We start from the raw sequence: 13666 nt of genomic DNA, 5'->3' as shown, positions 1-13666 counted from the left end.
GGTGAAATTGCCGAGCACCACGGCGTCCGCCCCGCCGACCGCGGCGCCGAAGCCCGCGGCGGTCAGGCGGATCATGTTGGTCCAGGCGTCTTGGCGCGCCAGCATCCGGCGCGAGGTGCGCGCCTCGATGCGAGCGGTGGGGCCGGCCTCGCAGGCGACGGCGATCCGCGCCCAGACCTCGCGCGCGGCGCGCAGCTTGGCGATGGTGAGGAAGTAGTCGGCGTCCGCCGACAGCCCGAGCGTGACGCGGGCGAAGGCCTCGGTCGTGGAAAGGCCCGCACGCACCAGGGCCTTGGCGTAGGCGATGGCGGCGGCCGCCGCAAAGGCCAGTTCCTCGGCCTCGCCGCCGCCGGCCTCGTGCACCACCCGGCCGGACGCCAGGAACAGCTCGGCGTGCGGATAGGTCTCGGCCAGGCGCACGCCGACGGTGGCGGCGCTGACCAGATGGCTCTCGATCGGGCCGGGGCTGGTCCCGGCCTCGGCGAAGGCGCTCAAGGGGTCCATGTGGAAGTTGAGCTTCGCCCCCGGCGAGGCCTTGGCGACGGTCCCCAGCCAGTCGGCCGCCTTCGCGCCCAGGAAGCCGGCGTCCAGGGCGACCGGCGCGAGCTCCAGGACCATGCCGCTGAGCACGCGGGCGAGGTCGTTCGCCGAGCCGACCGCGACGCCCGCCTGGCCGGTCGGATCGATGCGCACGACCGCCGAGGCGGCGCCGCCTTCCAGGTCGGCCAGGATCTCGCTGTTGGCGCGCGCCGCGTCCGGATGGGCGGCCAGCACGCGCACGTCCCAGGGACGCGCGCCGTCGAACGGACGGGTGGGAAAGGCCTGGGCGCTGGGCAGGTCGCCCGGCGGATAGAGCGGCGCGATCGGCAGCCCTTCGGCGGTCGATCTCTCCAGGACGGAGAAGGGCTTCTCGCCAAGCGTCTTGGCGACCAGGGTGCGCCACGACTCGGCCGTGGCGGGGGGGAAATCAGCGCTGAGGCGGCTTGCATCTGCCATGCGCGCAAATGGGCCGGACCGGCGTTATCCGTCAAGTTGCCGCTGGCCGCCCAACGCCGGGGCGCTGGGCCATGCGCTCAGGACGCCGCGGCCAGCTTCACGTCGGCGCCCGCCGCGGACAAGGCCGTGGCGATCGCCTGGAACAGGTTGGCTCCGGTGATCGGCTTGGCGACGTGGCCGTCGGCGCCGGCTTGCTCGCTGGCCGTCACATGTTCCGGCAGGGCGTTGGCGGTGAGCATCAGCACCGGGGTCCGGCGACGGCCGGTGCGGGCTTCGAGCGCACGAATCGCCTGCGTCGCCCGCAGGCCGTCCATCACCGGCATCTGCATGTCCATCAGGACAAGGTCGAAGACGCCGGCTTCGAAAGCCGCGAGCGCGGCCTGGCCGTCCTCGACCGACAGGCAGTCGGCGCCGAGCTGTTGCAGCATCAGCTCGACCACCGTGCGGTTGGTCGGATGGTCGTCGGCGATCAGGACGCGCAGCGTCTGCTCGGCGAGCGGCATCTCCGCCTCGGCCGCCGGCGCCAGCTCGACCGGCGTCAGGGGCAGGTCGACCCAGAACGCCGAGCCTTGGCCGACGATGCTCGCGCAGTCGATCTCTCCGCCCATCAGGAGGGTCAGCTGCCGGCTGATCGCCAGGCCCAGCCCGGTGCCGCCGAAGCGGCGGGTGATCGAGCCGTCCGCCTGCTCGAAGCGGGCGAAGATGCGGGCGCGCTGCTCCTCGTCGAAGCCGACGCCGCTGTCGCGGACCAGCAGCCGGATCCGGCCTTCGGCGCTCGGCGCGGCCTCGATCGCGACGCCGCCCTCGGCGGTGAACTTGACGGCGTTGGAGACGAAGTTGGTCAGCACCTGGCGGATCCGCAGGGCGTCGCCGAGGAAGCCGCGGTCGAGATCGGGCGCGATCTCGACGGTCATGCGCACGCCGCGCTCGTCCGTGCGCAGCCGCCACAGCGCGGCCACGCCGCGGACCAGGTCGCCGAGGTGGAACGGCGCGGCTTCGATGTGCAACTGGCCGGCCTCGATGCGCGCCTGGTCGAGGATGTCCGACAGCAGCCCCGCCAGGGCGTCCCCGGACGAGCGGATGATCTCCACCAGCTCCCGCTCGCGGGCCGAGAGGTCGGCGCGGGCGAGGACCTCCGCCGTGGCTAGCACGCCGTTCAGCGGCGTGCGGATCTCGTGGCTCATGTTGGCGAGGAATTCCGACTTCGCGCGGTTGGCCCGCTCGGCCGCCTCGTGCGCCAGCTCGCGGGCGATGGCCGAGGCGACGAGGTCGGCGACGACGCTCAGGTGGGCCGCATCCTGCTCGGTGAAGGCGTCCGGCGTCCGCGTGGAAGTCTTGATCAGGCCGAGCACGCGATCGCCCGAAAGCAAGGGGGCCGTGATCATGGAACGGACCTCGCCCATGCGGGCGAGCTTGCGGTTGACCCGGGGATCGGTCTCGGCGTCGGTGCACACCTGGGCCCGGCGCGAGCGTATGGTCTCGCCGGACAGGGAATTGTCCATGGGCACGTGCAGGCCGACCACGCCGCAAAGCTGGCCGGCGCCGGCGCGGTAGACCAGCTCGTCGCCCTCGATGAGCTCGACCATGCCGCCTTCGGCCGAGGTCAGGGCGATGATCTCCTCGACGACGAGGTCGAGGAATTCCGGCAACGGCAGGTTCGCCGACGTGATGCGCAGCTGGGCGGAACGCTCCTGGGCGACCTCCTCGGCCTTGCGTCGCGCCTCGTCGGCCGCGGCGGCGCGGGCGGCATAGTCGCGGAAGGCGTCCAGCGCCTGGCCCATCTGACGGATTTCTGCGCTGCCCTGCGCCGGCGGCAGCCGCGCGGCCAGATCGCCCTCCGACATCCGGCGCATGGCCGTGGCCATCTCGATGACCGGCCGGGCCAACGCCCGTCCCATCCTGCGCCCGAGCGCCGCCGCCAGAACGGTGAGGAGCGCGCCGCCGAGGACCACCAGCGCCACCAGCCGCCAGGTCCTGGCGAGAACCGTGGTGGTGGGCTCGGCCACGACCAGCCGCCAGGGCCGTTGCGAGGCGTCGAAGATCACCGGCAGGGAGATGACCGCGACCCGGTCGCCGGCCCACTCGCCGACCACGCCCGCCGCGCCCGCCATGGCCGCGCGCGAGAACAGCGCCGCGACCGCGGGCTCGTCGGCGAGCTTGCGGCGGATCATCCGCCGGTCGTTGGAGACCACGACGACGCCCTTGTCCGACAGGAGGACGAACTTCGCCCGCGTCGAGTGCGCCCGGTCGGTGATCTGCCGCGAGATCTCCTCGAGATAGAGGTCGACGCCGACGACGCCGATCAGGTGGTCGCCGATCCGGGCGGGGGCGGCGATGCTGGACATCGACTTCCATTCGCCGACCCCTTCACCCATCCGCCAGATGTAGGGCTCGGTGACGACGGTCCGGTTCTGTTCGACCGGCATGCGGTAGAAGGACGAGGCGCGGTCGGCGGCGACGTTGTCGCGCTTGCCGGTGGTGTCCTGCACCAGCCGCCCGTCAGGGCGCCGGTACCAATAGGGATAATACTCGCCCCGCGCGCTGGCCGCGAAGGCGCCGCGGTAGCCGGCGTCGCGGCCGTCGAAGCCGTTCGGCTCGGCGATCAACCAGACGCCCTGGATCTGGGGCTCGCGCTGCAGGATCTGGTAGAGCTGGCTGGTCAGCTGGCTGCGGGACGGGCGCGGCGAGCGGGCCGCCGACGTCGTCAGGCTCTGAATCTCCTGGGTGATCTGGGCGCTGCGGTTCAGCCGCTCGGCGAGCTCGCCGGCGATGTAGCCGGCGCTGGCGCGCGCGTTCTCGATCGCCTCGGCCTGGCCGTAGTGATGGAGCAGGGCGACCACGGCGAGCGTGGACATGATCACGCTGCCGGCGGCGCAGAGCCCGATGGCGCGGCCAAGCTTCGAGGCGATGGATTCAAGTCTGCGCGGCAAAGAGGCCCCCTTCCGGGCGCATGATTGTCCGCAGACGTAAAAATATGCTGGCGATCTCGATGGAAGGGGGCCCCGGGCCGTCCGCTCGGTTTGGCGCGTCGGCGGCACGACTATAGCCTATTTATCCGATAGGTTTTAGTTTTTCTGCGGCGACATAGACATAATCCCACTGTACCGATGGGGGTTGAAGGCATATTAACTGGGCAACAAGACCTGGGGGATAGACATGACAGCGCTTGCGCACACCACATTCCGAGCCGTGGCCCTGGCGGGCCTGCTTTGCAGCGTAGCGCCAGCGGCGCTGGCGCAGACCCTCTCCACCCAGCCGGCGCAGGCCGCGAGCGGCATCAGCCAGGAACAGGCGCTGGCGCTGACTGCGCGCCTCGACGCGCTGGAGCAGCAGAACGAGGCCCTGCAGGCGCAGGTCAGTGACCTGAAGGCGCAGGTGGGCGCCGGCGAGGCGGCGATCCGCCAGGACATCGCCGCCCAGCCCAAGGTCAGCCTCGCGGGCGCGCGGCCGACGATCTCGACGCCCGACGGGAACTTCAAATTCGCCCTGCGTTCGATCATCCAGTTCGACGCCGCCGACTACAGCATCGCCCCGCTGCGCACCGACAACGACCTGGGTTCGGGAACCAACTTCCGCCGCGTACGGTTTGGCTTCGACGGCACGGCTTTCAAGGATTGGAACTACGCCTTGTGGGCTGAATTCGGCGGCTCCGGCGGCGAAGCGGCCGGCCTGAACCAAGCGTACCTGGAATACACCGGCTTCAAGCCGTTCGGCTCCGATGTCGATTTCCGCATTCGCGGCGGCGCCTGGGCGACCCCGGCCGGCCTGGAGGACGCCACCAGCAACACCGAGGAGCTGTTCCTCGAGCGCGCCGCGGTCGCCGAACTGGTCCGCGGCCTGGCGGCCGGCGACGGCCGCGCCGGGGCCGGCGTCTTCGCCAACGGGCAGCATTGGTACGGCTCGGCTGTCTACACCGGCAAGGTCGTGGGCGTGCCGAGCACGCCGGAGTTCGACCAGCAGTCGGGCTATGTGTTCCGCGTGGCCTTCAACCCGCTGCACGGCCAGGACTACGACGTCCACATCGGCGGCAGCATCCAGGGCGTCTTGACCGCCGCCGACATCACCCAGGGTCCCGGCAAGCTGCAGCAGATCCGTCTGCGCGAGCGGCCGGAGCTGCGGGTGGACGGCAACCGGCTGGTCGACACCGGCGCCATCAACGCCGCCGGCGAGACGAGCTACGGCGTGGAAGTCGGCGCGAGCTTCAAGAACTTCTACGCCGCCGGCGAGTGGTACAAGATCGACGTCAACCGCTCCAACGTCTCGACGACCGTCCGCTCGCCGTTCGATCCCGAGTTCTCCGGCTGGTACGCGCAGGGGGCCTACACCCTCACCGGCGAGCGGCACGTCTGGAGCTCCGCCAACGGCGGCTTCCGCGGCATTCGCCCCGACCGTCCGTTCAGCCGCGGCCCGAACGGCGGCTGGGGCGCCTGGGAGCTGGCCGGCCGTTACAGCGTCCTGGACCTGAACGACCATGCAGGCGCGGCCGGCCGCGCGGCGCCGGTCGGCGGCGTTCGGGGCGGGGAGCAGAAAATCGCCACCGTCGGGATCAACTGGTACCCGAACAGCGTGCTGCGCTTCCTGCTCGACTACCAGTGGGGGACGGTCGACCGGCTCAGCGCCACCGGCGGCGCCCTCAATACGGACCTGAACATGGTCTCGTTCCGCACCCAAGTCGCGTTCTAACTCCAGTCAGAAGATCGAACCGATGACGAACCCCTTCGCGAACCTGAAGCCCAGCCGGCGCCATGTCCTGGCCGCCGCGGCGGGCGGCTCCGCCCTGATCGGCGCTCCCGCCCTGCTGGCCGGCGCGGCTGAGGCGGCCGATCCGCTGACCCTGCTGAACGTCAGCTACGACCCGACCCGGGAGCTCTACAAGGAGATCAACGCCGCCTACGCCGCCTACTGGAAGAGCAAGACCGGCCAGCCGATCACCATCAACCAGAGCCACGGCGGCTCGGGCAAGCAGGCCCGCTCGGTGATCGACGGCCTTCAGGCCGACGTGGTGACCCTGGCGCTGGCGGCCGACATCGACGAGATCGCCTCCAGGGCCAAGCTGCTGCCGGCCAACTGGCAGTCGCGCCTGCCGAACAACTCGACCCCCTACACCTCGACCATCATCTTCCTGGTCCGCAAGGGCAACCCCTGGAAGATCAAGGACTGGCCGGACCTGATCAAACCCGGCGTGGGCGTGATCACCGCCAACCCGAAGACCTCGGGCGGCGCGCGCTGGTCCTATCTGGCGGCCTACGCCTATGGTCTGAAGAAGGGCGGCGAGGCCTACGCCAGGGACTACATCACCAAGCTCTTCAAGAACGTGCCGGTGCTCGACACCGGCGCGCGCGGCGCGACCACCACCTTCGCCCAGCGGCGCATCGGCGACGTACTGCTGTCCTGGGAGAACGAGGCCTATCTGACCATCGACGAGTTCGGCCCGAACTTCGAGATCGTCTATCCGTCGAGCTCCATCCTGGCCGAGCCGCCGGTGGCGCTGGTCGACAAGAACGTCGACCGTCACAAGACGCGCAAGCTGGCCGAGGGCTACCTCAACTTCCTCTACAGCCCGATCGCCCAGGACATCATCGGCAAGCACCACTTCCGTCCGACCAATGCGCAGGCGGCGGCGAAGTACGCCTCGAGCTTCAAGCAGATCCCGCTGGTGACGGTCAACGACACCTTCGGCGGCTGGACGAAGGCCCAAGCGACGCATTTCGCCGACGGCGGCGTGTTCGACAAGATCTACAAGCCGTCGTGAGCGACCTGACCTCCCCCATGTCGCTCGCAGGCGCAGGCGGGGCCAGAAGGCCTCGCCTGTCGCGCTGGCGCGAGCCTTCGATCCTGCCGGGCTTCGGCCTCTCGATCGGGGTGACTCTCGCCTATCTCGGCCTGATCGTCGTCCTGCCGTTGATCGCGCTGGCCGTCCGGCCGTGGGAGATCGGCCTTTCGGGCATCTGGCGGACATTGACCGAGGATCGTGTCGCCGCGGCGCTCGAGCTCAGCTTCAGCCTCTCGGCCTATGCCGCGCTGGTCAATGCGCCGCGCGGCGTGCTGATCGCCTGGGTGCTGGTGCGCTACGAGTTTCCGGGCCGGCGGCTGCTCGACGCCCTGGTCGACCTGCCGTTCGCCCTGCCGACGGCGGTGGCGGGCATCGCGCTCACCGCCATCTACGCCCCCAACGGGCCCCTTGGCTCGCTGGCGGCCCAGGTGGGGATCAAGACGGCCTATTCGCCGCTCGGCATCTTCATCGCGCTGGTCTTCATCGGCCTGCCGTTCGTCGTGCGCGCGCTGGAGCCGGTGATGCAGGACCTCGACCGCGAGGTGGAGGAGGCGGCGCAGACGCTGGGCGCCAGCGACCTGCAGCGGGTGGCGCATGTGATCCTGCCGACGCTCGCGCCGGCGCTGATCAGCGGCGTGACCATGGCCTTCGCCCGCGCCGTCGGCGAGTACGGCTCGGTGGTCTTCATCGCCGGCAACATGCCGCTGAAGACCGAGATCGCGCCGCTGCTGATCGTCATCAAGCTGGAACAGTACAACTACGCCGCCGCCGCCGCCGTGGGCCTGGCCATGGTGGTGATCTCGTTCGGGGCGCTGATCCTGATCAACACCGTCCAGCTGCTCCTCGCCCGGCGAGGCCGCCGATGAGCCGCAAGCTGCAAGTCCGCCTTCCAGGCGCGGCCCCGCTGTTGCTGCTGGCGGCGGCCGTGGCCATGGCCGTGCTGGTCATCCTGCCGCTGGTGACGGTGTTCCACGACGCCTTCTCCAAGGGCCTGACCGTCTTCCTCTCCAAGCTTCACGAGCCCGACGCGTGGGCGGCCATCCGGCTGACCCTGATCGTGGCGGCCATCTCGGTGCCGCTGAACGCCGCCTTCGGCGTGGCGGCGGCCTGGGCGATCGCCAAGTTCGAGTTCAAGGGCAAGTCGCTGCTGATGACCCTGATCGACCTGCCGTTCTCCATCTCGCCTGTGGTCTCGGGCCTGGTCTGGGTGCTGCTGTTCGGGGCCCAGGGCTGGTTCGGCGAGTGGCTGGGCGATCACGACATCAAGATCGTCTTCGCCCTGCCGGGGCTGGTGCTGGCGACCATCCTCGTCACCTTCCCCTTCGTCGCCCGCGAACTCATCCCGCTGATGCAGGACCAGGGCGTGGACGAGGAGGCGGCGGCCCTCACCCTCGGCGCCAGCGGTTTCACCACCTTCTGGGCCATCACCATCCCCAACATCCGCTGGGCGCTGCTCTATGGCGTCCTGCTCTGCAACGCGCGCGCCATGGGGGAGTTCGGCGCGGTCTCGGTGGTCTCCGGACACATCCGCGGCCTTACGACGACGCTCCCCCTGCACATTGAGGTGCTCTACAATGACTATGACTTCGTCGGCGCCTTCGCAGCGGCCTCAATCCTCGCTTCGCTCGGCCTCGTCACCCTGGTCCTCAAGACCGCACTCGAATGGCGACACGCCGGTGAACTTGCAGCCAGCCGCCGACACTGAAGCCTCCCGTCACGCGCTGGAGATCCGCGGCATCTCCAAGGCCTTCGGCCGCTTTCCGGCGCTGAAGGACGTCTCGCTCCATGCGCGCGACAAGGAGTTCCTGGCGCTGCTGGGCCCGTCCGGCTCGGGCAAGACCACGCTCCTGCGCGTGCTGGCCGGCCTGGAGACGCCGGACGAGGGCGAGGTTCGCTTCGGCGACGAGGACTTCCTGGCGCTGCCGGTGCGCCGGCGCCGGGTCGGCATGGTGTTCCAACACTATGCGCTCTTCCGGCATATGACGGTGGCGCAGAACATCGCCTTCGGCCTGAAGGTGCGACCGCGTTCCGAGCGGCCGTCGAAGTCGCAGGTCGCCGACCGCGTCGCCGACCTGCTCTCGCTGGTGCAGCTCGAGGGGCTGGACAAGCGCTACCCCGCCCAGCTTTCCGGCGGCCAGCGCCAGCGGGTGGCGCTGGCGCGGGCGCTGGCCATAGAGCCGCGGATGCTCTTGCTTGACGAGCCGTTCGGCGCGCTCGACGCCCAGGTCCGCCGTGACCTGCGCCGCTGGCTGCGCGAGCTGCACGACCGGGCGGGGGTCACCACCGTGTTCGTCACCCACGACCAGGAGGAGGCGCTCGACCTCGCCGACCGGGTGGCGATCCTGAAGGACGGCCAGCTGGTGCAGCTCGGCGCGCCCAGCGAGCTCTACGAGGCGCCGGCCAACCCGTTCGTCTACGACTTCCTGGGCCCGGCCTGCCGCCTGCCCGGCGTGGTCGAGGACGGCCGACTGCGGGTGGCGGACTGGGAGAGCGCCGCGCCGATGGATGCGCCGCAGGGGAAGGTCGAGGTCTTCTTCCGCCCCGACGAGATCGCCTTCGCCCCGTCCGACGGCGCCGGCCTGGCCGCCGAGGTGCGCGGCGCCGCCGCGAGGGGGCCGAAGGTGCGCATCGACTGCGTGATCGAAGGCCGGCCGATGGAGCTGGAAGCCCACAGCCGAGACGCCCCTGCCGGCGTCGCGCCGGGCCTGGCGGTGCGGATCAAGCCGCTGCGGCCGCGGGTGTACGCGGCTTAACCTTCATTTCCTTCCGTCATCGCCCGACTTGTTCGGGCGACGGACAAGCCGGGCGATGACGAAGTGAAGAAAGCGGGGGTGGCTTCCGCCGCTACCCCGGATTCGCCGCCAGCCACCTGTCGACCTCGCTCAGCCGCTTGGCGAAGGCCTGGCGGTGGCGGATCTCGTCGGCGGCCTTGCGGACCTCGCCGGCGCTGGAGGCGGGGATGGTCTTGGCGAAGGCCTCGAGCTTCTTGGCCATCGCCGGGTCGCGTGAGCCGCGGGCCAGGTTGGTGAAGAAGATCGTCCGACTGGTCGGCTCCAGCAGGGCCTCGACCTGGGCGCGATGGGCGATCGCGAAGTCGAAGGCCTTGTCGGGATAGAGGCCGGCGACGCTGGCCATGATGGCCGGCGCGGTGGTCGGCGGCGGCTCGCCGCTGAGCGCCAGCGCAAGCGCCCGGTCGGCGAGCGCCGGGTCCTTCGCCGCGCCCAGCAGCCGGTAGAGGCGGCTGCGCTCCTTGGTGTCCGTGGCCTTGCGGGCGAGACCGTGCAGCTGCTCCCAGGCGGCCGGATCGGCCTGCCGGGCGACGACGGCCTGGACCGACTGCAGGAGCGCGCCGGTCAGGCTGCCGGGCGCCTTCAGCGACGCCTCGAAGCGTCGGCGCGCCTCGGCTCGCACGGCCGCGTCATCCATGTCGCCCAGGGTGCGGATGAGGTCGTCGCGCAGGCCGGGCGTGTTGTCGGACTCCGCGGGCCGCGGGTCCCAGCCGACCCGGGTCAGCACTGGTCCGAGCCGCGCGCGGCCGAACGCGCGGAAGGCCTGGCCGCCGCCCGCCGGATAGGCCCGTCCAAGGGTGGCGAGCTCGCCGGCCAGCACCGACAGCACCACGGGCTCCTGGACGCCGCCAGCCTGCTTGGCGAAATCGAGGAAGTCGCTCATCGGCGCGAGCCCGGCCTCGCCGAGCGCGCGGGCGTCGTAGAGGAGGCCGATCTGGTCCGCCGAGGCCAGAGTCAGATAGTCGCGCAGCAGCGGGCCGCGAAGCTCGCGCGCGTAGCGGGTGCGGAAATAGCTTCCCTGACCGGCGTTGACGACGACCGGGGCGGCGCCGGGTGCGACCGGGGCGGTCTCGCCGCGCGCCCGGCTGACCAGACCGGTCCAGGCCTCGCCGCCGTTCGGCGCGGCGACGTGCACCGGGGTCAGCCAGGTTCCGCCGGCCTGGCCGGGCCCGGCGACGAAGCGCGACTGGCTGAGGGCGATCTTGCCGTCCTTGGGCTCGGCCCGGATCAGCGGCACGCCGCTCTGCAGCGTGAAGTCGTGCGCCACCTGGGTCACCGGCCGCGGCGAGACCCGCTCCAGCTCCTTCCAGAGCTGGTCGGTGGTGGTGTTCCCGTAGGCGTAGCGGGTCATGTAGCTGCGGATGCCGGCGCGGAAGGCGTCCTCGCCGACGTAGCGCTCCAGCATGCCGACCACCGCCTGGCCCTTCTGGTAGGTGATGGCGTCGAAGGCGTCGGAGGCGGCGAAGACGTCGGGGATCGGGGTGACGACCGGGTGCGAGCCCGCGCCGGAATCCAGTCGCATCGCCCGCTCGCGGCTCTGCAGGGCCTGCAGCGACATCTTCCACTCCGGATGGAAACGGTCGGCGGCCTTGTTCTCCATCCAGGAGGCGAAGCCCTCGTTCAGCCACAGGTCGTCCCACCAGGCCATGGTCACGAGGTCGCCGAACCACTGGTGCGCCATCTCGTGGGCGGTGACGATGTAGACCCGCTGCTTCTCGGCCACGGTGGCGGTCGGCCCGACCAGGACGTCGCGGTCGAAGGCGAAGATCGCCCCCCAGTTCTCCATCGCCCCGAAGAACTGGCTCTCGCCGGGGCCGGCGATCATGTCGAGCTTGGGAAGCGGGTAGGGAACGCCGAAATAGTCGTTGTAGAAGCCGAGCAGGTCGGCGGCGGCGTCCAGGGCGAAGCGGCCCTTTTCCGCCTCGCCGCGCCGGGCGACCACGCCGATGTCGACGCCGCCCACCTGGCGATGGATCCGCTCGAAGTCGCCCAGCGCCAGGAACAGCAGGTAGGAGCTCATCTTCGGCGTGTCGGTGAAAGTTATCGCCTGTCCGCCGCCCGGCAGGGGCTCGGACTTCAGGACCGGCATGTTGGAGACCGCCATCTGGCCGGCGGGCGCCTCGACGCTCAGCGAGAAGACGGCCTTGATCCCGGGCTCGTCCCACAGCGGGGCGAAGCGGCGGGCGTCGGAGTTCTCGAACTGGGTGAAGAGGGCGCGCACCTTGCGGCCCGCGGCGGTGCTGTCCAGGGCGAAGAGCCCCGAGGCCTGGGTGTAGATCTTGCCCGTATAGTCGAGCGAAAGCACGTAGCGGCCCGGCGCGAGCTGCTGCGGGAAGACGAAGGCGGCGGTCTGCTGGCCGGCGTCCAGCACGACCCGCGGCGCCGCGGCGACGCCGGACAGGGCGGCCCGCTGGAAGGTCAGGTCCGCGGCGTTGAGCACGATCCGGTCCGTCGGCCGCTTCACCTGGACGGCGATCCGCGCCTGGCCGCGGAAGGTCAGGCGATCGGCGTCCGGCGCGATGCGGATGTCGTAGCGCTCGGGCGCGACCGCCGTCGGCAGCACCACCCGCTGCACGGACGTGGCGGCGGACCGAGTCTTGGCGTGAACCGCCCAGGCGGGCGCGGCGAAGGCGAGGCTCGCCGCGGCGAGCAGGGGAACAAGCTTGATCACGCGCGCGAAGCTAGCGGCGTAGCGAGCGAAGCGCCACCGGTCCGGCGCCGGTCTCAGGCGGCCTCTGCGGCGGGCTCGGCGCGGCGAGAGTGCAACGCGTGGCCCGCGTTCGGCGCGAGGCGAACGAACCACGCCAGCGAGACCAGGCTCAGGAGGCCCACGGCGACGAAGCCCGGGATCACCGCCTGCCAGGTCAGGTGGTCCTCGCCGCGGGCCATCTGCATGAAGTGCAGGAAGACGGCGGCCAGGCCCACGCCCATCACCTGCACCACCTGCTGGGCGATGGCGAAGGTGGTCGCGGCGCGGCTCATCTGTTCCTGGTCGATGTCGGCGAAGCTCAGGCTGCCCAGCGCCGTGAACTGCAGCGAGCGGAAGAAGCCGCCGGCCGTGAGCAGCGCCATGATCACCCAGTGCGGCATGCCCGGATTGAGGATGGCGTAGGTTGCGAAGCTGGCGCTGGTGATCAGCCCGTTGACTAGAAGCACCGAGCGAAAGCCGAACTTGCGCAGGACCGGCGGAGCGACGCTCTTCATCACCAGGGCGCCGGCCGCGGAGAGGAAGGTCATCAGGCCCGCGGTGAAGGCGCTCATGCCGAAACCCACCTGCAGCAGCATGGCCAGCAGGAAGGGCATGGCGCCGATGCTGATCCGCAGGAAGCCGCCGCCGACGGTAGCTGCGTTGAAGGTCTGGATGCGGAAGACCTCCAGGTCGATGATGGCCTGCCGGTTGCCGCGGGCGTGGCGCCAGTAGAGGCCGAAGCAGCCGAAGGCGATGACGAACAGGCCGGCGATCTGCCAGGGCGGCAGGAAGTTGCGCCCCAGGTTCTCGAACCCGAACATCATCGCCGCCAGGCCCGCGCCGGTCAGCACGATGCCCGGCCAGTCGATCGGCGGCACCGCCTGTTCCTTGACGTTCGGCACGAAGGCGTGGACCAACGGCACCGCGACCAGCGCGATCGGCAGGTTCATGAAGAAGATCCAGCGCCAGTTGAAATAGGTGACGATGAATCCGCCCAGCACCGGGCCGAACACCGGGCCGATCAGCGCCGGCATGGTGAAGACCGACATGGCCGCGACCAGTTCGTGCTTGGGCGTCATGCGCAGGAGCACCAGCCGGCCGACCGGCACCATCATCGCCGCCGAAATCCCCTGGAAGACCCGCGCGACGATCAGCTGCAGCAGCGACTGGGCGAAGCCGCAGCCCGCCGACGAGACGGCGAACAGCACCATCGAGGCCAGGAAGATCCGCTTGGCGCCGAACTTGTCGGCGACCCAGCCGCTGACCGGCAGGAAGACGGCCGAGGCCAGCAGGAACATGGTGATGGCCATGTTGAGCCGCAGAGGCTCCTCGTGCAGGGCGCGGGCGATGCTCGGCAGGGCGTTCGACATCACCGTCGATTCCAGCGACTGCATCAGCAGCGCCGTGCCGATGATCGCC

The 13666-nt window shown here is 70.5% G+C and carries 9 protein-coding genes; 5 read left to right on the top strand and 4 right to left on the bottom strand.

Going from position 1 to position 13666, the window contains the following annotated elements; genetic code table 11:
* Window positions 1-996: methylmalonyl-CoA mutase family protein (locus tag VJS38_RS19430; protein WP_324089795.1), on the bottom strand; the 996-nt coding region annotated here is incomplete at its 3' end.
* Window positions 997-1073: 77 nt separating this feature from the next.
* On the bottom strand, window positions 1074-3926 hold the full coding sequence (locus VJS38_RS19425) for an ATP-binding protein (RefSeq protein ID WP_324089794.1): 2853 nt from the start codon (window positions 3924-3926) through the stop codon (window positions 1074-1076).
* Between the two features lie 226 nt (window positions 3927-4152).
* On the opposite strand from VJS38_RS19425, the gene VJS38_RS19420 reads away from it, so the two are divergent.
* From VJS38_RS19420 to VJS38_RS19400, 5 genes are read left to right on the top strand one after another with little or no spacing between them, the layout of a single operon-like run.
* Window positions 4153-5679, top strand: coding sequence for a porin (locus tag VJS38_RS19420; RefSeq protein WP_324089793.1), 1527 nt, complete (start codon window positions 4153-4155; stop codon window positions 5677-5679).
* A gap of 22 nt (window positions 5680-5701) precedes the next feature.
* Entirely contained in the window at window positions 5702-6748 is a 1047-nt protein-coding gene (locus VJS38_RS19415; RefSeq protein ID WP_324089792.1) for a sulfate ABC transporter substrate-binding protein, read from the top strand.
* A complete protein-coding gene (cysT, locus tag VJS38_RS19410; RefSeq protein WP_324089791.1) occupies window positions 6745-7635 on the top strand; it encodes a sulfate ABC transporter permease subunit CysT in 891 nt (296 codons plus the stop codon). The genes VJS38_RS19415 and cysT overlap by 4 nt, the downstream gene beginning before the upstream one ends.
* Complete coding sequence (gene cysW, locus VJS38_RS19405; RefSeq protein ID WP_324089790.1) at window positions 7632-8474, top strand: sulfate ABC transporter permease subunit CysW; 843 nt, start codon at window positions 7632-7634, stop codon at window positions 8472-8474. The genes cysT and cysW overlap by 4 nt, the downstream gene beginning before the upstream one ends.
* On the top strand, window positions 8452-9522 hold the full coding sequence (locus tag VJS38_RS19400) for a sulfate/molybdate ABC transporter ATP-binding protein (RefSeq protein ID WP_324089796.1): 1071 nt from the start codon (window positions 8452-8454) through the stop codon (window positions 9520-9522). Before cysW ends, VJS38_RS19400 begins: the two co-directional genes overlap by 23 nt.
* 91 nt (window positions 9523-9613) lie before the next feature.
* Here VJS38_RS19400 and VJS38_RS19395 read toward each other — a convergent pair whose 3' ends face one another.
* Complete coding sequence (locus VJS38_RS19395) at window positions 9614-12229, bottom strand: M1 family metallopeptidase (protein WP_324089789.1); 2616 nt, start codon at window positions 12227-12229, stop codon at window positions 9614-9616.
* Between the two features lie 53 nt (window positions 12230-12282).
* The coding region (locus tag VJS38_RS19390; RefSeq protein WP_324089788.1) for an MFS transporter at window positions 12283-13666 on the bottom strand (1384 nt) is incomplete at its 5' end.

It is taken from the genome of Phenylobacterium sp., assembly GCF_035276905.1.
Lineage (GTDB): Bacteria > Pseudomonadota > Alphaproteobacteria > Caulobacterales > Caulobacteraceae > Phenylobacterium.
Note: the sequence above shows the minus strand (reverse complement) of the source record. Positions and strands in the feature narration are given on the sequence as shown.

What these genes read in the sequence shown, in the direction of transcription:
- VJS38_RS19420 (WP_324089793.1), top strand. Translation starts at nt 4,153, where the DNA reads ATGACAGCGCTTGCGCACACCACATTCCGAGCCGTGGCCCTGGCGGGC.
- VJS38_RS19415 (WP_324089792.1), top strand. Translation starts at nt 5,702, where the DNA reads ATGACGAACCCCTTCGCGAACCTGAAGCCCAGCCGGCGCCATGTCCTG.
- cysW (WP_324089790.1), top strand. Translation starts at nt 7,632, where the DNA reads ATGAGCCGCAAGCTGCAAGTCCGCCTTCCAGGCGCGGCCCCGCTGTTG.